Origin of the sequence: Erwinia sp. V90_4 (assembly GCF_029967685.1) — a bacterium.
GTDB classification, from domain to species: Bacteria; Pseudomonadota; Gammaproteobacteria; order Enterobacterales; family Enterobacteriaceae; genus Erwinia; species Erwinia aphidicola.
In genome coordinates this window covers 103,296-125,301 of the sequence record NZ_JASCAQ010000052.1, presented here as the reverse complement: position 1 = coordinate 125,301, position 22,006 = coordinate 103,296, and the positions used below count along the sequence as shown (strand labels likewise).

The window sequence follows — 22,006 nt, the reverse complement described above, 5'->3', positions numbered from 1 at the left end:
CTGCAAGGATGACCTGATGAAAAAATCCCTCCGCACTCTCTCACTTGCCGCCTGCTGCCTTACCGCCAGCCTGAACGCCGGGGCAGAACCTCACTACGTGCTGGAAAAGGTGGTGGAGGTCAGCCGCCACGGCGTGCGCCCACCGACCGCCGGCAACCGTAAAGAGATGGAAGCGGCCAGCGGTCGGGCGTGGGCAAGCTGGCTGACTGCTGACGGCCAGCTGACCGGGCACGGTTACACTGCTGCCTGGCTGAAAGGCAAGTATCAAGCCGAGAGCTATCGCCAGTATGGCTTACTGGGCGCTGGCTGCCCGAGCGCAAAAGAGGTCTACGTCTGGTCCAGCCCACTCAAGCGCACTCTGGCCACGGCGGAGGCGCTGACTGACGCCGCCTTCCCCGGCTGCGGTATCCGCGTGCATCACTCGGCACAACATAACGACCCGCTGTTCCAGAATGACAGCCCGGGCTATGCCACGCTGGATGAAGAGACACAGCGCAAAGGTGCGCTCAACGCGCTGGGCGGCAGCCTGGCTGCGGCGCAGCAGCGGTTTAAACCAGAAATAGACCTGCTGAAAAATGCCGTATGTCAGGCCGGTTCGCCTTGCCCGGTGTTTGATCAAGCCTGGGAGATTAAATTTGCCCGCGATGGCCGCATTATGATTAGCGGGCTGGATACGCTGGCTGCGATGGCAGAAACGCTGCGGCTGGAGTGGAGTGAGAATAAACCGCTGAGTGAAGTGGCCTTTGGGCATGCCGCCAGTGCGGCGCAGATCGGCAAACTGATGGCGATGCAGACGCCAAAATATGATGCCACTAACGATCAGCCCTATGTTGCACAGCGCGGCGGCTCACTGTTAATGGACCAGATAGCCAAAGCGTTGCAGAGCGGCGTCACGCCGCAGGAGAATGCGCCACCTGACACCCGCTGGCTGCTGTTTGTGGCGCACGACGTCAATATCGCCTACCTGCGCACCCTGCTCGACTTCAGCTGGACCCAGGGCGATTACCCGCGCGGCAGCGTGCCACCGGCGGGCAGCCTGATTTTCCAGCGCTGGCAGGATAATAGCAGCGGTAAGCGCTACCTGCGCATTCTGTTCCAGGCCCAGAGCCTAGATCAGATCCGCAACCTGACGCCGCTCAGCGCTCAGCAGCCACCTTTGCTGACCGAACTGACCTTTAACGGCTGTAAGATGACGCCAGTGGGTACGCTCTGCCCGTATCAGGCCACGCTGCAGCGTATCAGGCAGCATATCGACCCTGCGCTGGCGATCCCGGTAAATTACCCGCAATAAACAGAAAGGGCCGACGCAAACAGCGATCGGCCCAGATAATTATCCGTCCCATTACTCGTAGGGGCCGATCCTCTTTTTCGATCGGCCCGACCGCAGAGTATCAATAAATCCGGCGTTTCACCCACTGCCAGCTAATCACCAGCAGCGCTATCCACGCGATGCCGACATACAGCGACACGCGAGTATCCGGGAAGTAGCCAATCAGGCAGATCACAAAGGCGAGGAAGATAATTCCCACCACCGCCGTGAACGGCCCCCCGGGCAGCGTAAACTTCAGCTGCTGGCGCTGTTCCGGCGTCAGCGTGCGGCGGAAACCTATCTGCGAAAACAGGATCATAATCCACACCCAGACGGTGGCAAAGGTAGCCAGCGAGGCGATGACCAGGAACACTTTCTCCGGCATCAGATAGTTGAGATAAACCGCAATTAACATTGCCGCCATCATTGCCAGCACCGTGACCCACGGAATGCCCCGGTTAGAAACGGTGGAAAATATCTTCGGTGCATGCCCCTGCTGCGCCATACCGTGCAGCATGCGCCCAACGCCAAACACATCGCTATTAATCGCCGACAGGGAGGCGGTAATCACCACAAAGTTGAGGATCGCTGCCGCAGCCGCAATCCCCATATGCTGGAAAGTCAGCACAAACGGACTGCCGTTGGTCCCTACCTGGTTCCACGGATAGATCGACATAATGACAAACAGCGTGCCGATGTAGAACACCAGGATGCGCAGCGGAACGGTGTTAATCGCCTGCGGAATCGACACCTGGGGATTTTTCGCTTCGCCAGCGGTAATGCCGATAATCTCAATACCGCCGAAGGCAAACATCACCACCTGCAGCGACAGCACTACGCCAATCCAGCCATTGGGCACAAAGCCGCCGTTGGTCCACAGATTGCTGATACCCGTTGCCTGGCCGCCGTTACCGATGCCCCAGAAGATAATGCCAAGACCCGCGAGGATCATCACAATTATCGTGGCCACTTTAAACAGCGACAGCCAGAACTCCACCTCCCCAAACACCTTTACCGTCGCCAGATTGATAGCACCAATAATCAGCACCACGCTCAGCACCCAGATCCAGTGCGGCACATCCGGGAACCAGACGCCCATATAGATACCAAATGCGGTCACATCAGCAATGGCTACAATTAGGATTTCAAAGCAGTAGGTCCAGCCTGTAATATAGCCGGCGAGTGGACCGAGATAGTCTTGTGCATAGCGTGAGAAAGAGCTGGCTTGAGGGTTATTGACCGACATTTCGCCGAGGGCGCGCATAATAATATACGCGGCGATACCGCCAATAACATAAGCAAGAAGAACGGCGGGACCGGCCATTTTGATGGCATCTGCCGAGCCATAAAACAGCCCGGTGCCGATAGCCGAACCCAGAGCCATAAAACGAATATGGCGGGTACTCAGTCCCTTTTTGAGTGTTGTACTTGTCATATTTCCACCTGTCGATTCCCCTTTTCCAAAGGGGAAAAGGGGAAAGTTTACAACGCTATTGCTGATGCGCAGTAACTGACTGGCGGCCAGAAATACGATCGTACACGGCTACCAATACCAGCATCACCAGTGAAGGCGGCAACCATGCCAGACCCTGATCGGCCAGCGGCAGATTTTGGGTAAAGGCAGGAAGCACGTCTTTAAAGTGGGTGGTTTTAATTGCATCAACGATACCGAACAGCAGGCTGACCAGCATGGTTGGCGCAATAATTCTCGTACTCTTATTCCACCAGCGCAGCGTAAAGCTCAAGAGTACCAGCACAATGCACGGCGGATAAATCGCAGTTAACACTGGAATTGAGAATTGGATTAGCTGGCTGAGGCCGAGGTTGGATACCACCATCGAGAACAAGCCAAGAATAAACACCAGCTGGCGATAGGTGAGTGGCAAATGATGCTCAAAGAACTCAGCACAGGCACAGGTCAGACCCACTGCGGTGACCATACAGGCGACAAAGATAAGCGCCGCAAGGAAGAAACTGCCCATATCACCGAAGGTGTGCTGCACGTAGGCATGCAGAATAGCGGCACCATTGGCGCTCTGATCGACGATAGCCGCGCTGTCTGAGCCAAGTTTAAACAGCGCCAGATAGACTAGCGTCAGGCCCACGCCGGCAATCAGACCGGCAATCACCGTGTAGCGGGTCAGCAGCTTCGCCTCGCTGATACCGCGCGAACGGGCAGCATTAACAATCACGATGCCAAACACCAGCGCGCCCAGGGTATCCATGGTCAGGTAACCATTGACGAAACCGCTGGAGAACGCCGCACGCTGGTAGTCAGCGGTTGCCGGTGCAAGACCGCCCGCAGGCCACAGCAGCGCCGCAACGCCAAGGATAGCCAGCGCGACAATTTTCAGCGGCGCCAGCACGTGGCCGACGGTATCCAGCAGTTTGCCCGGGTAGAGTGAAATGCCAATCACCAGCACGAAGTAAATCAGGCTGTAAATAAACAGCGGCAGCGGGCCGTCGCCGGTCAGCGGGGCAATACCCACTTCAAACGACACGGTGGCAGTACGCGGCGTGGCAAACAGCGGGCCAACGGCGAGGTAGCAGACGGTGGCCAGCACCAGGCCCGCAGCTTTACCGATTGGTGAGCTGAGAGCATCAATACCGCCCCCGACGCGCGCCAGCGCAATCACGGTGATCACCGGCAGGCCTACCGCGGTAATCAAGAAGCCAAGGGCGGCAATCCAGACGTGTTCGCCGGACTGAATCCCGACCATTGGCGGGAAAATAATGTTTCCTGCGCCGACAAACAGGGCAAAAGTCATAAAGCCCAGCGCCAGAATGTCTTTAGAAGTTAAACGATGCGTCATAAGAATCGTGTTGCCTGTGGTGATGTTAAAAGTCGTGATGCTGTAATACATCTGCCCCGCTTGCTCTAAAAACGTCGTCAGATCATAACAATGCAGTGAATTACACCGTTTATTGTTCGAACAGGCAGCGATTCTGAGCAGGTTATTCTCTGTATGCAGGGGATTGCGAAAAAACGGGGCTAAGTAGAACGTTTATAGGGGAGAAAGGCAATACGGGATCGGAAAAGCAGGATGATATAGCGCAAAAAACTGCATAAGCAGTGCATATCTTTATCTTCTGCAAAAAAGGCGTTACATGATTTGTATGTTTTTTACTCCCAACGCGCTTATTTTCTGCATTAACATCGCCTCATATGCACAAAAGGCGCGCAAATCCGCGCCCTGTACACTTTTTGCTGCACGGGTTACCAGACGCGATTAGCGATATCCACCACCAGGCGCAGCTTGGCCCACTGCTGCGCTTCCGTCAGGCTGTTGCCCTCTTCGGTCGAGGCAAAACCGCACTGCGGGCTCAGGCAAATCTGGTCAAGGCTGACGAACTGTGCGGCCTCTTTGATCCGCTGCTCCACGGTTTCCGCCGCTTCCAGCTCGCCGGTCTTGGTGGTGATCAGGCCCAGCACCACCTGCTGCTCTCCCTTTTTGATAAAGCGCAGCGGCTCAAAGCCCCCCGAGCGCTCATTATCATATTCAAGGAAAAACGCATCGATATTGACGCCGCCAAACAGGATTTCCGCCACCGGCTCGTAGCCGCCTTCAGAGATCCAGGTCGAGCGGAAATTACCGCGGCAGACGTGCAGACCGATAGTCAGGTCATCCGGCTTACCTGCGATCGCCTGATTCAGTACGCGAGCATAGGTGCGCGCCAGCTCTTCCGGGTCATCTCCACGTTCGCGGATCTGCTGCTTTTGATCGTCCGAGCACAGGTAAGCCCACACGGTGTCGTCAAGCTGCAGATAGCGGCAACCGGCATCGTAGAAGGCTTTGATCGCATCGCGGTACGTTTGCGCCAGGTCGTCGAAATAGGCATCCAGCGTCGGATAAACCTGCGCATCAATCATTTTGCGCCCGCCGCGGAAGTGCAGCACGCTCGGGCTTGGGATAGTCATTTTCGCCACAGCATCGCCGCTGATGCTCTTGAGGAAGCGGAAATCCTCCAGCATCGGGTGGTTGCTGAAGCCCAGCTTGCCGGTCACTTTTACGCCGCGAGCCTTGGTCTGCACGCCGTTAAACTGAATACCCTGCTCGGCTTCATAGCGCTCAACGCCGTCCAGACCATCGAAAAAGTCGAAGTGCCACCAGGCGCGGCGGAATTCGCCGTCCGTCACCACCTGCAAACCGCTGGCACGCTGCTGCGCCACTACCTGGCGAATCGCCTCATCTTCAACGCTGCGCAGCGCTGCGGCGTCAATTTCACCCGCTTCAAACTGCTTGCGCGCCTGCTTGATGGCGGCCGGACGTAAAAAGCTGCCAACGACTTCAGCACGGTAATGAATAGGATGAGTCATGAGTTTGCTCCTGGCTGCGCCACGGCGGGCGCGTAATTTAGTGACGTAACAATTACGTGAAGTTATTTATAGACTTCTGGACGTCTATATGTCTGTCACTAAGAGTGTCATGAGAGACCTGCCACGGCAAACGAGGAAATTTCATCACGCATGAATAAAATTCATCTCACCGCCCCTGTAGTGGCCGACCTTCTTTTTCGGTCGGCCTGACGTTCCGATTTTTCGGTCGGCCTTAATCACCGCGCCAACATCGCTCTGGCCTGGGTCATCTGTGCATCCGACAGCGGCAGATACCCGGCCTGGCTGACCAGCGCCTGCCCCTGCGGCGACAGCGCTAAACGCAGAAACGCGGCGGTTAACGGCTCCATCGGTTTACCCGGCGCCTTATTCACGTAGATATAGAGCGGGCGGGCATACGGGTAGCGGCCGCTGCGAATATTCTCCGCGCTCGGCGCGATCCAGTCGTGACCTTCGCGCGCCACCGGCACAATCTTCACCCCGCTGATATGAAAGCCGGCGCTGGCGTAGCCAATCCCATTCAGGGATGCGGCCACCGCCTGCACCACCGCAGCAGAACCCGGGTACTCACCGACATCGTTACGGAAATCCCCGTTGCACAGCGCCTGCTGCTTAAAGAAACCCCAGGTGCCGGACGCAGAGTTGCGGCCAAAGCGCTGCAGCCCGCGCTGCGCCCATCCCGGCTGATTCAGCTGCAGATCGCCCCAGGTTTTCGGCACGGAGCGCCCGCCGCAGCGGCGGGTAATGGAAAAAATGGCATCCAGCTGCTGCGCGTTCAGCCCGACCAGCGGATTGTCCTGATTCACCACCACCACCAGCGCATCCATCGCCACCGGCACGGCCAGCGGCGGGTAGCCGTAGCTGTCTTCAAACAGCTGGCGCTCTACCGTCTGCATCGGGCGGCTCATCGCGCCCAGCTGGGCAGCGCCCGCTGCCAGCGCGGTCGGTGCCGTTGACGATCCCGCCGCCTGGATCTGCACATTCACCCCGGGATAGAGGCGATTAAAATTCTCGCCCCACAGCGCCATCAGGTTGCCAAGCGTGTCGGAGCCGACGCTGGTCAGATTGCCGGCCAGCATCCCCTCTTTGGCATGGGAGCAGGCAGCCACCAGCAGGAGTACCAGGGCGATTCGCTTTTTCATTACGTCAGGTCCGGTTGTCTTATCGCAGGGCATTCTCAGCCAGTTCGGCAGTGACAATCAACCTCGGCGGCAGATGAAAGCTGAAACAGGTCTCGCGATGCGGCACGCTGCTGATCTCCAGCCGCGCATTATGGTGGCTGAGCGCATGTTTAACGATCGCCAGCCCCAGCCCGCTGCCGCCGGTCTGCCTTGAGCGGGCTTTATCCACCCGGTAGAAGCGTTCGGTCAGGCGCGGCAGGTGCTCAGCGGCAATTCCCGGCCCGTTATCCTTTACCCTGAACTCGGCGCCGTGGCTGCTGCGCAGCCAGCTGATATCGATGCGCGTGCCGTCCGGGGTGTGATTCACCGCATTGTAAACCAGGTTAGAGATGGCGCTGCGCAGCTGCTCGTCATTGCCGTACACGCGCAGCTGAGGGTCGGTATTGAAGTGGATCTCATGGCGACCATTGCTGAGGGTTTCCGCCTCGCGCTGCAGTACGCGCAGCATCATCGGCACGTCGACTTTTTCCTGCAGATCCAGCGCCGGCGCCGCTTCAATGCGCGACAGCGTCAGCAGCTGTTTCACCAGGCTGTCCATACGCCGGGTCTGCTCCTGCATGGTGTGCAGCGCTTTATCGCGCAGCGTGCCCTCCAGCACCGAGTCATTCATCATCTCCAGGTAGCCCTGCAGCACCGTCAGTGGGGTGCGCAGTTCATGGCTGACGTTGGCGAAGAAGTTACGGCGCGCCCCTTCCAGCTGGTGCATCTGCGTCACGTCGCGCGCCACCAGCAGCCACTGCCCTTCGCTGTAGGGCATTACGCGGAATTCGAGGTGGCGGTGGCTGTTAAGCACCAGCGTCAGCGGGCGGGAAAAATCGCGCTGGCGCAGATAGCGGGTAAATTCCGGGTAGCGCAGCAGGTTAAGGATGTTCTGACCGTTATCTTCCGGCCAGCGCAGGCCAAGCATCTGCTGAGCCAGGCCATTACACCAGAATATCGTCCCCTCTTCGGTGGTCAGCACCACCGCATCCGGCAGCGATTCGGCGCCGCTGCGAAAACGTTTGATAAGGTGGCCAAGCTCACGGCGGCGGCGGCGGTTACGCGCCTGCATCTGGTACAGGCCGTAAAACAGCGGCTCCCAGCTGCCGCGCCCGCTGGGTGGCGTCATGCTGCGGTCAACCCACAGCCAGTGGGAGAGGCGCAATAAATTGTTGAAGTGAAAACCCAGCACGCAGAGCACTGAGACTAACAGCAGCCAGGGCAGCCAGCCCACCAGCAGCCCGAGAATAAGCGCGGGCAGACCGGCAAGCAGCAGTTCCAGCAATAATCTCTTCCAGGAGAGGCGTTCCAGCACGGTTCAGACTCCAGCGTGAACGATCAGTAGCGTGCAGAGAAACGATAACCTGTTCCGCGAACCGTCTGCACCATGCGATCGTGCCCGGTCAGTTCCAGCGCCTTACGCAGGCGGCGAATGTGGACGTCGACGGTACGATCTTCGACGTATACGTTAGTGCCCCACACATGGTTTAGCAACTGCTCGCGGCTGTAAACGCGCTCGGGGTGAGTCATAAAGAAGTGCAGCAGTTTATATTCGGTCGGCCCCATTTCCAGCGGCTGCGTATCGGACATCACGCGGTGCGATGACGGGTCCAGGCTCAGCCCCTGCATCTCAATCACCTCTTCCACCGCCATCGGGGAGATGCGGCGCATCACCGCTTTGATGCGTGCCACCAGCTCTTTCGGTGAGAACGGCTTGGTAATATAGTCGTCAGCGCCCACTTCCAGGCCGCGCACGCGATCTTCCTCTTCACCCCGGGCCGTCAGCATCATCACCGGAATATCGCGGGTCATCGCTTCGCGCTTCAGGTGTTTAATAAACTGGATGCCGGAACCGCCGGGTAACATCCAGTCCAGCAGAATTAAATCCGGCCAGGGTTCGATCAACAGATTGACCGCACTGTCATAATCCTCGGCCTCGATCGGCTGGTAGTCATTTTGTTCAAGGACGAAACATAACATCTCACGGATTGGGGCTTCATCTTCCACGACCAGAATGCGCTTAGGCATTATTACTCCTGCTGCTGTTGACGGCTTTCACGGGGATATGCGGCGCCATTATGCGTCAGTTTTATGACACTTTTATGAAAAAAGCACCCCCTGAAATTGTGCGCGATTTAAAAAAAACAGGCCGATCGGTTTAGCCTGTTTATAATCGGGTTCACGTTTTTCTGCTGACAGGACGTTATATGCGCATCCTCCACACCGCTGACTGGCATCTCGGCCAGTTTTTCTACACCAAAAGCCGGGCGGCCGAGCACCAGGCTTTTCTCGACTGGCTGCTGGAGCAGGCGGAGGCGCAGCAGGCCGATGCGATCATTGTCGCCGGGGATATTTTCGATACTGGCTCGCCGCCGAGCTACGCGCGCGAGCTGTATAACCGCTTTGTGGTGAAGTTGCAGCAGACCGGCTGCCAGCTGGTCGTGCTCGGCGGTAATCATGACTCGGTGGCGACGCTCAACGAATCGCGCGAGCTGCTGGCCTGCCTGAATACCCGGGTGATCGCCGCCGCCAGCGACGATATCCGCCAGCAGGTGCTGATGCTGAATAAGCGCGACGGATCGCCGGGTGCGCTGCTGTGCGCCATCCCGTTTCTGCGCCCGCGCGATATCCTGCGCAGCCAGAGCGGCCAGTCGGGGCGCGAGAAACAGCAAAGCCTGCTGGAAGCGATTACCGAACACTACCAGCGCTGCTGGCAGGAAGCGTTAAGCCAGCGCCAGGCGCTGGACCTGCCGCTGCCGATTATTGCCACCGGCCATCTGACCACCATGGGCGTAACCAAAAGCGATGCGGTGCGCGATATCTATATCGGCACGCTGGATGCGTTTCCGGCTGACTGCTTCCCGCCCGCCGACTACATCGCCCTTGGCCATATTCACCGCGCCCAGCGCATTGCCGACAGCGACCATATTCGCTACAGCGGCTCGCCGATCCCCCTCAGTTTTGACGAGCTGGGCAAGGCGAAAAGCGTGTTTATGGTCGACTTTATTGACGGGAAATTCGCCTCAGCCGAAGCGCTACCGATCCCGCTGTTCCAGCCGATGCAGATGATTAAAGGCTCGCTGGAGCAGATTGAGCAGCAGCTGGCGGCGCTGCCTGAGGCTGGCGACGGCAAAATCATCTGGCTGGATATTGAGATCGTCACCGACTCCTGGCTCAGCGAGCTGCAGCGCCGCATTCAGGAGCTGACCGCCGCGCTGCCGGTAGACGTGGTGCTGCTGCGCCGCAGCCGCGAACAGCGCGAACAGACCCTCGCCCGACAGAATAACGAAACCCTGAGCGAGCTGAGCGTGGAGGAGGTGTTCAGCCGCCGCCTGGCGCTGGAAAGCGAACAGCCGGAGAAACTGCAGCGCGCCAGCCTGCTGTTTGCGCAGACGCTGGAAGCGGTGCGCCATGAGGAGCAGCCACAGTGAAAATCCTGACCCTGCGCTTTAAAAATCTCAACTCGCTGAAGGGCGAGTGGAAAATCGACTTCAGCGCGGAACCCTTTGCCAGCAACGGCCTGTTCGCGATCACCGGCCCGACCGGCGCCGGTAAAACCACCCTGCTCGACGCCATCTGCCTCGCGTTGTATCACGAGACGCCGCGCCTGAAGGGCATCACCCAGTCGCAGAATGAACTGATGACGCGCGATACCGCCGAGTGCCTTGCGGAAGTGGAGTTCGAGGTCAAAGGCGTGGCGTGGCGCGCTTTCTGGAGCCAGAACCGCGCACGCGGCGCCGCCGACGGCAACTTACAGGTCCCGCGCGTCGAGCTGGCGCGCTGTGATGACAATCAGATTGTCGCCGATAAGGTGAAGGACAAGCTGGAGATGATCGCCAGCCTGACCGGGCTGGACTTCGAGCGCTTTACCAAATCGATGATGCTGTCACAGGGGCAGTTCGCCGCTTTCCTCAACGCCGATGCCAACAAGCGCGCCGAGCTGCTGGAAGAGCTGACCGGCACCGAGATCTACGGTCGGCTTTCTGCGGCGGTGTTTGAGCGCCACAAAGAGGCCAGGGTGGCAGTGGAGACGCTGCGCGCTCAGGCGGGCGGCATGTCACTGCTAAATGAAGAACAGCAGCAGGCGCTCAACGCCCAGCTGGAACAGCTGCTTGCCGATGAGCAGGTACTCACTTCCCGGCAGCAACAGCAGCAGCAAAAGGTGCAGGAACTGCAGCAGCTGGAGCGATTACAGCAGGAGAAACAGCAGCTGACGGGCAACATCCGCCAGCTTGATGAGCAGCGGGTACAGGCGCAGCAGTCCCTGAGCGCCGCCGCTCAGCAACAGCAGCAGGCGGTGGCGGCACAGGAGCAGCACCAGGCGCAGCGCCAGCAGCAGGAAACGCTGATCGCCGAACAGGTACTGCCGCTCGATTTACAGCTCGCCAGCCTGCAACAGCAGCTGCAACAGCTGACGCAAGAGCGAAGTGAGTACCAACAAGCGCTTAAGCTTCGCCAGCAGGAAAGCGTCAAAAACCAGCAGCTTCAGCAGGAGAAGCAGGCGCAGCAGCAGCAGCTCGACGCCTGGCGCAGCGCGCATCCCCAGCTGGAGCACTACGGCGAGCATCTGCCGCTGTGGCGCGAACGCTTCCGCCAGCAGCAGGAAAGTGAGCAGTCACTGACCTCGCTACACCAGCGCGTGCAGGCCCAGCAGCAGCAGGTGCAGCAGCTGGAACAGGCCGGTTTGCAGCTGCAGCAGCAGCAGGCGCCACAGCAGCAAAACCTGGCCACGGCGCAGCACAACCTGACCCAGGCCGAGCAGCAGCTGGCCCCGCTACAGCAGCAGCACCCGGAAGCCGCGCTGCGCAGCGCGCTGGCGCAGTTTGCCCGGCAGCGGCCACAGCGCCTGCGGCTGGCGACGCTGATCCCGCTGTGGCAGCAGATGCACGCGCGCAGCACGCGCCTGCAGCAGGAGAGAGAGCAGCTGGCGCAGCAGATCCAGCAAAGCAGTGAGCAGTTACACACCCTGCGCACCCAGTGGGCAGAGAAGCATCAGCATCAAAAGGATTTAGATCAGCGCTGCAAGCTGGAGCAGCAGATTGCCGATCTCGAGCAGCATCGCGCGCGGCTGGAACAGGGGCAGCCCTGCCCGCTGTGCGGATCCACTGCGCATCCGGCGGTGGAGCAGTATCAGGCGCTGGTGCTGTCGGAAAACCAGCAGCGGCTGGAGGCGTTAAAGCGCGAAGTTGACGAGCTGAAAGATAAGGGCAGCGCCCTCGCCGCGCAGCTGAAGCAGCAACAGCTGCTGCAGGAGCGCCAGCAGCAGGAAGCCGACGAGCTGCAGCGCCAGGCCGCAGAGCTGGAGCAGCAGTGGCAAAGCGCCGCGCAGCCGCTGGCGCTTCACTTCAGCCCACAGCAGCACCCGGAGGCCAGCGACTGGCTGGCACAGCAGGAGCAGGAAGAAGTCACCCTGCAGCAGCAGTGGCAGCAGCTGGAGCAGGCGCTGCGCCACTGCCAGCAGCAGAAAGAGGCCTTACAGCTGCAGCAGCAGGCAGCGCAGGATCTGCAGCAGAAGAGCCAGCTGCAGCAGCAGCAATTGGCTCAGGCAGCGCAGAGCCTGCAAGAACAGCAGCAGCAGCTGGAGCAGGATCGGCAGCGCGCCCAGCAGCTGCGCGGGGAACTGGCCGACGCACTGGCGCCGCTGGGGCTGACGCTGCCGCAGGATGGCGACTGGCAGGGCTGGCTAAGGCTGCGCGAACAGCAGTGGCAGCAGTGGCGTAGCAACAGTGACGCGCTGGCCGCGCTGGTGCCGGAACTGGCGACGCTCAGCAGCCGCCTGCAGGCGCTGGACGAAGAGCTACAGCAGCAGCAGCAGCGCCTGAACGCGCTCGATCGGCGAGTTCAACAGCAGCAGACCACGCTAAGCGAACAGCAGCAGCTGCGCCAGGCGCTGTTCGGCGAGCGCCAGGTTGCCGCCGTGCAGCAGCAGTTACGCGCAGAGGCAGAACAGCATCTGCAGGCGGTACGTGAAGTTCAACAAAAGTGGCAACAGCAGCAGGACCGGATAAATACTCTGACCGGACAGCATAAATCACTAAGTGAGCAGTTGATTAATCTGCAGTCGCGTTTAGATGAAGCCTTAGCCAAATACGGCCATGACGACGACCTGCCCGCGCAGCGTGCGCTGCTGGAGAGCCAGCTCGGCGCGCTCAACCAGCAGCTGCGCGAGCTGGCCAGTCAGCAGGGGCAGCTGCGCCAGCAGTTAGATCACGACAGCCGCCAGCGCAGCCAGCAGCAAACGCTGCTGGCGCAGATAACCGCCGGAGAGCAGCAGCTGGAAGACTGGGGCTACCTCAATCAGCTGATTGGCTCTAAAGAGGGTGATAAATTCCGCCGCTTTGCCCAGGGGCTGACGCTCGATCACCTGGTATGGCTGGCAAACAACCAGCTCAACCGCCTGCACGGCCGCTATCTGCTGCAGCGTAAATCACAGGAGGCGCTGGAGCTGGAAGTGGTCGATACCTGGCAGGCCGATGCGCGGCGCGATACGCGCACGCTATCGGGCGGCGAAAGCTTCCTCGTCAGCCTGGCGCTGGCGCTGGCACTTTCCGACCTGGTGAGCCATAAAACGCGCATCGAATCGCTGTTCCTTGATGAAGGCTTCGGCACGCTCGACGCCGAAACCCTCGACAGCGCGCTGGACGCGCTCGATGCGCTGAATGCCAGCGGCAAAACCATCGGGGTGATCAGCCACGTTGAGGCGATGAAGGAGCGCATCCCGGTGCAGATCAAGGTGCGGAAGATTAACGGGCTGGGCTACAGCAGGCTGGATCTCCCGACGGGGTAACCTTAAGTGACAGATTTGGCGAGATTTATACCGCAAGTGGCTGCCCGAGGGCGTTAAGCCCGGGTGCAGAGGGGTTGTCCATGGGCTGGGCCACTTTTAGCTAGTTCGAACAGCTGTCTGAAACTCAATTCGCAGTTTAAGGAGGTGACTAGCCCTCCTTTAATTGAACCATCGTGATGTGGGGATTCGGTTCGCCAGTTGCTAGGACAATGGCAATCTACGGCTCTTCGCTGATAGCAGCTTTCCAGCCCAATTGGTTTGTCCGCTTTGCCCCATAAGCGGACGCTATTAATATCATGCTAAACTAAGTGAAGGGTTACAGCTCACTGAAGCTGTAAAAGCATGGTATTAGTAATTGGAAACCGAAGGGTAGTTTCGATAAATTTACGAACTTCCGCTCTTCGCTCATAAAAGCCAACCATATTCAAGTCTCCCGCATAGCAGGAGGTAAGAGTATGAATAAGTCATCTTGGAAAAAAGGCTGTATTATCGGCCAAAAAAGACCACTTCAGATATCTTATATCTAGGGGATCCGAATCCGCCTTAAACTTGAAGGTAAAACACGCAATTAGCCCTGTTCAGTATGTGGTTGGACAGTAAACTTCGGGGCTATGCTCTGGTAATAACTTAAAGTATCAGATGTTGTATATGGCAGTTCTGATTTCAGCAGAAAAACTGCGTTACAACAGAAAACCGGCAGTCCTGTCCAATTTGAAATAACCAAAAGAAGAAGAGAGACGCTGTTGCTGTATTGATCAAGCTTGGTAATTACCTCGATAGATATTTTTTTTAGCCTCGGTTCGGGACTAACCAACATGCATCAACCCGGCAATACAACGGAATTTTTCTTGGGTAGGTGGAAAATCCCATGCTCGAAAATCCGCTTCACAGCACACATGTCATGAGAAGAAAAAAAATCTACAAGATCTACATGAAAACCAAGAATCTCAAAATGAGCCAATTTCTTTGAGACCATAAGACACTGGAAAACACAGTCCTTTATTTGGATATTGAAGTCGGTGATGCGTTAGAGATCTCTGAATCGATAGAAGCCTAAGGTTTTCAGGGCTAAAACTGCAATAATGTGCAAGTAGCGGACGTTAATAACTTATAGCAGTGTCAATAAAACTTAAGTTTTTTGAGCGGAGAGCAACATAATGATTAACACTCTGACAACAGGGGTACCTAGAGTAGCATTATGTTAGATAACCCACAGCATTTACTTACGAAACCAAGCGCATTATATAATAGCTTAGGAGCTAAAATAAGCTATTGATTTTCGTAATGTACGCCATAAAGTGTCATAGGAATAAAAACACACTCACATTGTTGATTATCCCTATGCCAACTTGAAATAAATTACATTTAACTACGTTAAACTATTTTTTATAGAAATTAACGAACGATATGCATATCTTGGATTTTTAATTCTTTTAATAGCCTCAATTAAAATACCACAACATAATACATAACTGTCATGCTCAACTATCAATTTTTCTTTCGATATTGCGATAACTTGCGAATCTTCCCTTAATATCACTGGTGCCACAAGACTATAAGTTAAAAATGGGAACATTTTGTGAATAGAGTCATGAAAAACACCTACTGCATGAGTAGGTACTATTTTATAGGGAATCTCAATCCGATAAGCCCATCGTCGGTACTGTCCCATATGAAACTCTGCGATGATGGGAGAAACGTGGGAGGGGAAAACATCCAGTTTATAATCTTCGTATGCTCCTACAACATAAAACAATGTCATCGATACGCTCTCCCTTCAATCCCATATTTAGGATTGTATTTCACCACTTTACCTCTGAGTAATTCACTCAACTTTCTTATTGTAGGGTTAGAAAGATAAGTATTGGGAATAAATAGCTTCCTAATATGTTTTTCTTTAATAGCGTATCCTGCACCCAAACAAAATTCAAAAATCCAAGCATGAGGACTACCTGAGCCATACATAAAATCTATCACTGTTTCTGGAAAGTACTTAGTCAGAACTGGCTTTAATGTCGGGCAAGCAGTGTGTTCATTTATACTATTTAGCGACGCTTCTGGGAGATTAAAAAGATCTGATGTTAAAGAATAGAATCTATCATAATCGCATAACGCCATTTTAAGGAAAAGCTCGCTGTCATAGTTAGGCTTAAGAAAGCCAAATTTAATACTACCAGTATCGACTGGGCTTCCCATGTTAAAGAAATCAATATTATCAGTAAGGAAATCCACATTTAGCTCAATAACTATAGATCCCCGTAGAAGAGGAGGACTACCCACCGGATAACCAACATTGTAATAATCAGACTTTAAACTCCCACTATCTAAATTGCCAATTATATTTTCAATGATATGTAGTTTGTTAAGCGTAAGTACTTTAGAGAAAAAATTCATTTCTCTGCACCTTTCGAATTCTGAATATGATTTTGCCACTGTCCATTAGCCGTATTCAGAATATTTTGATATTGCTCTTGGTATTTCACCACATCTTTGAGTGTGATCTCACTATTAACATCATCTTCTTCCATCCTTTTAGCCATAGTAATGACATGCCGCAACTCATAAAGGGAACAAATTGTAGCAATATTCATAGCCATTCTTTCCTGGTACATGAATTTATTCAGCAACTGCCCTGCAATCCCTGCCCCCATACTCGCAAGAAGAGTTATTATTGTCAGAGATAATTCATGGATTTCCGCATTAATGGCTATAAAAAGAGTGGTAACAGCAGTTAAGACAATTTGAGAGATAGATAGAAACTTATTATACTTCTGATTACATCTCCGCTTTACCTCAAACTCTGAAATACGATTGGCAATCTGAGATTCTAGTTCTGTCAAACTTTTTAGGCTATGTAAAGTCTTCACGATACACCATACGGGGGTTGATCACAGGATGGAAATATTAAAGAATTTTATGGTTGTGTCAATAAGAAAAATCATTTCATCTCAAGATCAAAAACTTTATTTAATCCATGCAATGACTGTATCCTATTCTTTCAAGTGATATATATATCACTTGCCTTAACAAAAACAAAAGTATAAAAACCTGACCATCAAGAATTACTAGGGATTTTCCCATCTAAATACTGTAACAAAAAACCATAACTAATCAATAATAACCAATAATATCAAAGAGTTGATGAGGTTTTTTAATCATAAACTTAGCGTGCATTTTGAAAAAGAATCTTAGATCGCACATTCCGGCAAGAATTTTCCACATAAAATCATGTACAGACCAGTTAACAAACGATTTCGTTTAATAAAACAGCAGTTTCAACACCGTTTAGGAGATGCGAATCTCCTGATCTGATAAATTATAACTCAACATTTTCGTCATAACCTACGAACTAATCCGGATAGAGCACGTCGCCAGTAGAACTTCTGCCCGTCGCTCAAAGACGCCCCACAAGAATCAGCACAACCTTAACCCTGCCTTCTGCAGTCACGCCCTATTGGCTATTACCGGTCCCGCCGTGAAAGGTTTCACGCGCGATCGGTCCTGGCGGCATATCGCTACTTCCAGTCATCTGAAACGATGCTACTCACATTAATTTCGTTCAATCATTAAGCAGCCTGGCATCGAATGAATATTATATATTTTTAAGATAAAGACGGTGAGTAATGAAATCGGTGCCTGCTAACGGAATAAAACCAGCACGTTCATAGAAGGAGAATGCTGATTGAGGTGCGTTAGTGTTGATAAAATCAAACCAACGGCCAGCATCCGCCAGAACTTCTCTGAGCAGAAAGATGCCAACCTGCATCCTTCTCCATTTCACTCCCACATAGAGATGTCGGAGTCTCCCAGCATTAACTGAAGGCATGTAGGGATCCTGGTTTAATCCACATACGCCAATAAGTAATTCGTCGATATAAAAACCTAACAAATTCTCACCCGGCTTATCAAAGCGATTCTGCCCGTCCAACCAATTTTCTTCCAGTCTACGTAGCATATTTAATCCGGCAGCCATACTCTCTTCTTTTAACGCCATAAAACCTTTATCGCCCGGAGTAATGTTCGTGATAATAAAATTCATGAGTTCTCCACTTTTATTCACCCTACATAATGCAGAAATACCCCCTCTCTGACCACGCTCACCGGCCTGTTCTGCCGCCATCACGCCCCTGCTCGAACTGCATAACAAGACTCAGTGCAGCAGGTAATACCGTAAGCGTGACGAAGGTGGCCACGAGAAGTCCGCCGATAATCGCGTAGGCCATGGGCCCCCAGAATACCTGCTCAGCAATCGGGATCATCCCCAGTATGGCAGCGCAGGCCGTGAGCAAGATAGGCCGGGCCCGGTGTTTTGCCGCAGCTTTGATCGCCTCATCGCACTCAAGCCCCTGCCTGACGTTGCTGTCGACTTCCGCGATCAGGATCACCGCGTTGCGGATAATCATGCCGGCTAAGGCGATGATCCCGAGCAAGGCAACAAACCCCATCGGCGTCCCCGTCGGCAACATCGCCAGCACAATGCCAATAAGGCCAAACGGCGCCATAAACAGGGCGATAAGCATGCGCGAGAATCGCTGCAGCTGCACCATCAGCAGGATAAGCATGATAACCAGGGTGACCGGCAGCACGGCAAATACCGAACTGTTGCCTTTGTCCGACTCTGCCACCTCGCCCCCCTCCTCTATCGCATACTCCGCAGGTAAGGTGGACCTGATGCGGGCAATTAAGGGAGCAAGCCGTTGTGAAACGGCCTCAGCCCGTAATCCAGCGGCAAGATCGGTCTGCACGGTGATAAACGGCAGGCGCTGCCGGCGCCAGATAACCGGGTCATCCACTCCCCAGACGGGGGTCGCCACCTGGCTTAAGGGGATTTTTTTGCCTTCTGCTGTCGCGATATTCAGCCCGGAAAGCGTGGTTAAATCCTGACTCTCACGCCGGTTAGCGCGCAGCACCACATCAATCAGCCGGTTTTTGTCCCTGATGGTGGTCACCACGCTGCCAGACCAGACCGTGTTGAGTAAGGTTGCCAGACTTTCGGAGGAGACGCCCGCCGCGCGTGCCGCGGTCTGATTGACCTGCAAAGCGATCGCTCTTTCAGGTTCACCGGCGGTCAGGTTAACCTCCCGGGTTGCCGGACTGTTGCCGAGCACGCTGGCAAGATGCTGCGCAATCTGCCTGACTTTGCGGTAGTTGGGCCCGCTGACGCGATATTTTATTGGCCAGCCTACCGGCGGGCCCAGCTCAAGCGGTGAGACGCGCGTAGTGATATCACTGAAATCCCGGGCTAAAATAGTTTGCAGCTGCGCGCGCAGTTTATCCCTCTCCTTCAGGCCCCTGGCGACCACCACCAGCTGCGCCGTGTTCTCATCATCCAGTAATACGTCCATCGGCAGATAAAAGCGCACAGCCCCTGACCCCACATAGGTGGAAAAATGGTCGATATTCGGATTACCCTTTAAGGCCTGCTCCAGACGCCCGGCTTGCCGCGCCGTGTCGCGCTGGGATGCGTTGCCGGGAAGCGTCAGGCTGACCAGCAGTTCCGGGCGATCGGACGCGGGGAAGAACTCGCCCTGCATCAACGTGGTGGCATAAGCGGCTAAGGCTAATAACAGGCAGGCAAGGCAAAGGGTGGCAGCCCGTCTCTGAAGAACCAGATTGAGCAGGCGCTGATAGACGCGCATCAGCCTTCCCTGCTTTTCAGCGTGTGAGGCCAGCGTCTCAGGTAACAGCCAGGTTCCGACCAGCGGAGAAAAAAGAATCGCCACTACCCATGAACAGAGCAGCGCGATCAGCACCACGGCGAACAGCGAATAGCAGTACTCACCTGCGCTGGAGGCGGCAAATCCCACCGGAATAAAGCCCGCTATCATAACCAGGGTGCCGGTCAGCATCGGGAAGGCGGTGGTCTCGAAGGCATAAGTCGCGGCGCGCCATTTGGTATCACCGGCCTCAATACGCGACACCATCGCTTCAACGGTTATCATCGCATCGTCTACCAGCAGCCCCAGCGCGATGATTAATGCGCCCAGCGAGATACGCTGTAACCCAATGCCGGCAAGCATCATGCCGATAAAGGTCATTGCCAGCACGATGGGAATAGCCGCGGCCACCACCAGCCCGGCACGGGTCCCCAACGAGACGAAGGAGACCGCCAGAACAATCACCACGGCCTCAATCAGTACCCGGATAAATCCGCTCACGGCCTGCGCCACCACGGCAGACTGGTCCGCCACCCTGACCATTTCAATGCCGTGCGGAAGATGGGCACTAATCACCGCCATCCGCGCTTTCAGCGCCTGGCCGAAAGTGAGCATGTTGCCCGTGGCGGCCATGGAGATGGCAAGACCAATGGCTGGCTGGCCGTTGACCCGAAACGCGGGTGACGGGGGCTCTGCATCCTCACGGCTGATGGTCGCAATATCCGTCAGGGGGATGTAGCGCGAGGCAATATGCAGCGTCACGGCGCGTAAACTTTGCTCAGAGGTCAGTGCCCCGCTAACGCGCAGCGCAATGTTCTCACGGTCGCTGCGCAGGATCCCTGAAGGCTCCACCGCGTTCTGCGCCTTGAGCGCATCGGTTATCTGCTGTAAATCCAGCCCCATTCCGGCCAGCTGCGCCGGTGAAAAGGCGAGCACAATATTCTCCTCCTGCACGCCCAGCAGGCTGATTTTGCCCATATCCGGCAGTGACATCAGGCTACGGCTGATATCATCAACCCTGTCACGAAGCTCACGCGCCGTGAAACCCTCTGCAGTAAAGCCATAAAGGGTGCCGAAGGTGTCATCAAATTCGTCATTGACCGACGGGCCCTGCACGCCGGCAGGCAGCGATGGCGCGATATCCTGCATCTTTTTACGCACCTGATACCATATGCCCGCCACTTTTGAGGGCGGCGTGTCATCGCGAAGATTGACAAAAATCACCGATTTCCCGGCATGGGTTTCGCTCTGCACGAAGTCGAGATAGGGCGTTTCCTGCAGCTTTTTCTCCAGCGCATCGGTGACCAGATTAACCGTATCCGTCATGCTGGCACCCGGCCAGCCTGCCGATACCACGGCCGTTTTTATGGTAAACGCCGGGTCTTCATTACGGGGGAGTTGCTGATAGCTGACGATCCCCGCCGCCATTAACAGCAGCATAAAAAAGGTGACCAGCGACTGATGGTTCAGCGCCCAGGCGGAAAGGTTGAAGGACCCGGCAGCGGATGACGGTTTCATTCGCTCTCCTCCCCGGGCTGCACTTTTTCACCTTCCCGCAGTTTACTGACCCCCGCCACGACCACCTTTTCGCCAGGGCGTATACCGTCGCAGATAAATATTTCGGAGGTACTGTAGCGCCCCAGGACAACCGGCCGTAAGTGCAGCGACTGCGTCTTTTCGTCAACGACAAAAATGGCCGGCTGTTCGCCGACACGGGTCAGCGCAGAGGCTGGCAGGGCCGTCATTCGCGGGCCTGAGGCGTTGAGTGCCAGCTGAACCGTGGCACCGAGAGCCATAGCCGCAGGCGGGTTATCCAGCGTGATGCGCACGCGCCAGGTGCGGGTTTGCGGGTCGGCCTGCGGGCTGACGTCGCGGAAATGCCCCACCGCCACCGCAGAAGGGGCTGATAGTAACGAGACGCTAAACGGCCCGTCAGCGTGTTGAGCAACAGACTGGGGGTCCGCCACATTAAATACCGCATCGCGCCCGCTGCCGCTGGCCAGGGTGAAGACGCTCTGTCCCGCACTGACTACCTGTCCTGCCGACGCGCTGACTTGAGTGATCACTCCGTCAGCCGGGGCCGTGAGGTTCGCCCACGAGAGGTTTTCCTGCGCATTTCTCAGGGCATCTTCGCTGCTCTGCCGCTTGGCCCTTGCGCTCTGCCAGTCCGCCCTGGCGCTGTCCAGCTGCGCGCGGGCAATAGCCCCACCGGGCATCAGTCGCTGCATCCGTCTGAGGTTAAGAGCGGCCACCTGCTCTGCCGCGCGGGCGCTCTCCAGGTCGGCCTGCGCGCTGCTGAGCTGATTATGGCTGGTCACGCTTTCCTGCGTGGCCAGAACCTGCCCGGCAGTCACCCGGTCCCCCACCTCAGCGTGGCGCGTCAGAATACGTCCATCCAGCCGGAACCCGAGCGAAACCTCCTCATAGGCACGAATCTCTCCGGTCTGGATGCGGGGATCAGAGGCAACAGCTAGCGGTGCAGAGACAGTACGCACCGGCCTGATGACTGGGGGTTCCTTATGGTTTTTATCACCACACCCTGTCAGCACAATGACAATAACAAGCACACAGACGGCGGGGATCAACGGGAGTAGCCGGCCTGCAGCGTGTAAATGACGAACGCCGTGGCGCGCAAAGTCGGTGAAGGTAACAGCCATGACAGTTATCCTGAATTGAGATATCGCTATTCAATACAATCACTGTCCAGATTCCGGCAATAAACCATCAAGAAACCGTCAAGATAAGCACTTTTTTTCA

The 22,006-nt window shown here is 55.7% G+C and carries 15 protein-coding genes and 1 pseudogene; 4 read left to right on the top strand and 12 right to left on the bottom strand.

The annotated features are described in order from the left end of the window. The first annotated feature begins 16 nt into the window (after positions 1-16). Complete coding sequence (locus QLG07_RS13815; RefSeq protein WP_282469454.1) at positions 17-1,291, top strand: histidine-type phosphatase; 1,275 nt, start codon at positions 17-19, stop codon at positions 1,289-1,291. A gap of 100 nt (positions 1,292-1,391) precedes the next feature. Here QLG07_RS13815 and proY read toward each other — a convergent pair whose 3' ends face one another. The 6 genes from proY to phoB form a co-directional block, all read right to left on the bottom strand. Beyond that, positions 1,392-2,744, bottom strand: a complete 1,353-nt coding sequence (proY, locus tag QLG07_RS13810; protein ID WP_062818371.1) for a proline-specific permease ProY — start codon at positions 2,742-2,744, stop codon at positions 1,392-1,394. Between the two features lie 55 nt (positions 2,745-2,799). Beyond that, a complete protein-coding gene (gene brnQ / locus QLG07_RS13805) occupies positions 2,800-4,122 on the bottom strand; it encodes a branched-chain amino acid transporter carrier protein BrnQ (RefSeq protein WP_253538577.1) in 1,323 nt (440 codons plus the stop codon). Positions 4,123-4,526: 404 nt separating this feature from the next. Next, positions 4,527-5,627 carry a cobalamin-independent methionine synthase II family protein gene (locus QLG07_RS13800; RefSeq protein ID WP_048916970.1) on the bottom strand — a complete coding sequence of 367 codons (1,101 nt, stop codon included), beginning with the start codon at positions 5,625-5,627 and terminating at the stop codon, positions 4,527-4,529. A 236-nt stretch (positions 5,628-5,863) separates the two neighbouring features. Continuing rightward, positions 5,864-6,787 carry a phosphate ABC transporter substrate-binding protein PstS family protein gene (locus QLG07_RS13795; protein WP_099754244.1) on the bottom strand — a complete coding sequence of 308 codons (924 nt, stop codon included), beginning with the start codon at positions 6,785-6,787 and terminating at the stop codon, positions 5,864-5,866. A gap of 19 nt (positions 6,788-6,806) precedes the next feature. Further along, complete coding sequence (gene phoR, locus QLG07_RS13790) at positions 6,807-8,120, bottom strand: phosphate regulon sensor histidine kinase PhoR (protein ID WP_048916972.1); 1,314 nt, start codon at positions 8,118-8,120, stop codon at positions 6,807-6,809. 23 nt (positions 8,121-8,143) lie between these two features. Further along, positions 8,144-8,833 (bottom strand): phosphate response regulator transcription factor PhoB, encoded by a 690-nt coding sequence (gene phoB, locus QLG07_RS13785; protein WP_048916973.1) that lies wholly within the window; start codon positions 8,831-8,833, stop codon positions 8,144-8,146. Positions 8,834-9,012: 179 nt separating this feature from the next. Between phoB and sbcD the strand changes: the two genes are divergently transcribed. From sbcD to QLG07_RS13770, 3 genes and pseudogenes are all read left to right on the top strand, one after another. After that, positions 9,013-10,236 (top strand): exonuclease subunit SbcD, encoded by a 1,224-nt coding sequence (gene sbcD, locus QLG07_RS13780; protein WP_253538566.1) that lies wholly within the window; start codon positions 9,013-9,015, stop codon positions 10,234-10,236. Further along, the gene (locus tag QLG07_RS13775; RefSeq protein WP_282469453.1) at positions 10,233-13,592 is read left to right on the top strand and encodes an AAA family ATPase; all 3,360 of its coding nucleotides are present in this window, start codon (positions 10,233-10,235) and stop codon (positions 13,590-13,592) included. Before sbcD ends, QLG07_RS13775 begins: the two co-directional genes overlap by 4 nt. 455 nt (positions 13,593-14,047) lie before the next feature. Further along, positions 14,048-14,649: pseudogene (locus tag QLG07_RS13770) on the top strand (integrase). Positions 14,650-14,961: 312 nt separating this feature from the next. On the opposite strand, the gene QLG07_RS13765 reads toward QLG07_RS13770, so the two are convergent. The 6 genes from QLG07_RS13765 to QLG07_RS13740 all read right to left on the bottom strand — a co-directional run bounded on the left by QLG07_RS13765 (position 14,962) and on the right by QLG07_RS13740 (position 21,906). Beyond that, positions 14,962-15,354 carry a hypothetical protein gene (locus QLG07_RS13765; RefSeq protein WP_282469452.1) on the bottom strand — a complete coding sequence of 131 codons (393 nt, stop codon included), beginning with the start codon at positions 15,352-15,354 and terminating at the stop codon, positions 14,962-14,964. Further along, positions 15,351-15,986: a hypothetical protein gene (locus tag QLG07_RS13760; protein ID WP_282469451.1), complete on the bottom strand. Its 636-nt coding sequence runs from the start codon at positions 15,984-15,986 to the stop codon at positions 15,351-15,353. The genes QLG07_RS13765 and QLG07_RS13760 overlap by 4 nt, the downstream gene beginning before the upstream one ends. Continuing rightward, positions 15,983-16,459: a hypothetical protein gene (locus tag QLG07_RS13755; RefSeq protein WP_282469450.1), complete on the bottom strand. Its 477-nt coding sequence runs from the start codon at positions 16,457-16,459 to the stop codon at positions 15,983-15,985. The genes QLG07_RS13760 and QLG07_RS13755 overlap by 4 nt, the downstream gene beginning before the upstream one ends. Before the next feature lie 725 nt (positions 16,460-17,184). After that, on the bottom strand, positions 17,185-17,631 hold the full coding sequence (locus QLG07_RS13750) for a GNAT family N-acetyltransferase (RefSeq protein ID WP_282469472.1): 447 nt from the start codon (positions 17,629-17,631) through the stop codon (positions 17,185-17,187). A gap of 58 nt (positions 17,632-17,689) precedes the next feature. Continuing rightward, positions 17,690-20,767, bottom strand: a complete 3,078-nt coding sequence (locus tag QLG07_RS13745; protein WP_282469449.1) for an efflux RND transporter permease subunit — start codon at positions 20,765-20,767, stop codon at positions 17,690-17,692. Next, positions 20,764-21,906: an efflux RND transporter periplasmic adaptor subunit gene (locus tag QLG07_RS13740; RefSeq protein WP_282469448.1), complete on the bottom strand. Its 1,143-nt coding sequence runs from the start codon at positions 21,904-21,906 to the stop codon at positions 20,764-20,766. The genes QLG07_RS13745 and QLG07_RS13740 overlap by 4 nt, the downstream gene beginning before the upstream one ends. Positions 21,907-22,006: the final 100 nt, after the last annotated feature.

What these genes read in the sequence shown, in the direction of transcription:
- QLG07_RS13815 (WP_282469454.1), top strand. Translation starts at nt 17, where the DNA reads ATGAAAAAATCCCTCCGCACTCTCTCACTTGCCGCCTGCTGCCTTACC.
- proY (WP_062818371.1), bottom strand. Translation starts at nt 2,744, where the DNA reads ATGACAAGTACAACACTCAAAAAGGGACTGAGTACCCGCCATATTCGT.
- brnQ (WP_253538577.1), bottom strand. Translation starts at nt 4,122, where the DNA reads ATGACGCATCGTTTAACTTCTAAAGACATTCTGGCGCTGGGCTTTATG.
- QLG07_RS13800 (WP_048916970.1), bottom strand. Translation starts at nt 5,627, where the DNA reads ATGACTCATCCTATTCATTACCGTGCTGAAGTCGTTGGCAGCTTTTTA.
- QLG07_RS13795 (WP_099754244.1), bottom strand. Translation starts at nt 6,787, where the DNA reads ATGAAAAAGCGAATCGCCCTGGTACTCCTGCTGGTGGCTGCCTGCTCC.
- phoB (WP_048916973.1), bottom strand. Translation starts at nt 8,833, where the DNA reads ATGCCTAAGCGCATTCTGGTCGTGGAAGATGAAGCCCCAATCCGTGAG.
- sbcD (WP_253538566.1), top strand. Translation starts at nt 9,013, where the DNA reads ATGCGCATCCTCCACACCGCTGACTGGCATCTCGGCCAGTTTTTCTAC.
- QLG07_RS13765 (WP_282469452.1), bottom strand. Translation starts at nt 15,354, where the DNA reads ATGACATTGTTTTATGTTGTAGGAGCATACGAAGATTATAAACTGGAT.
- QLG07_RS13760 (WP_282469451.1), bottom strand. Translation starts at nt 15,986, where the DNA reads ATGAATTTTTTCTCTAAAGTACTTACGCTTAACAAACTACATATCATT.
- QLG07_RS13750 (WP_282469472.1), bottom strand. Translation starts at nt 17,631, where the DNA reads ATGAATTTTATTATCACGAACATTACTCCGGGCGATAAAGGTTTTATG.
- QLG07_RS13745 (WP_282469449.1), bottom strand. Translation starts at nt 20,767, where the DNA reads ATGAAACCGTCATCCGCTGCCGGGTCCTTCAACCTTTCCGCCTGGGCG.
- QLG07_RS13740 (WP_282469448.1), bottom strand. Translation starts at nt 21,906, where the DNA reads ATGGCTGTTACCTTCACCGACTTTGCGCGCCACGGCGTTCGTCATTTA.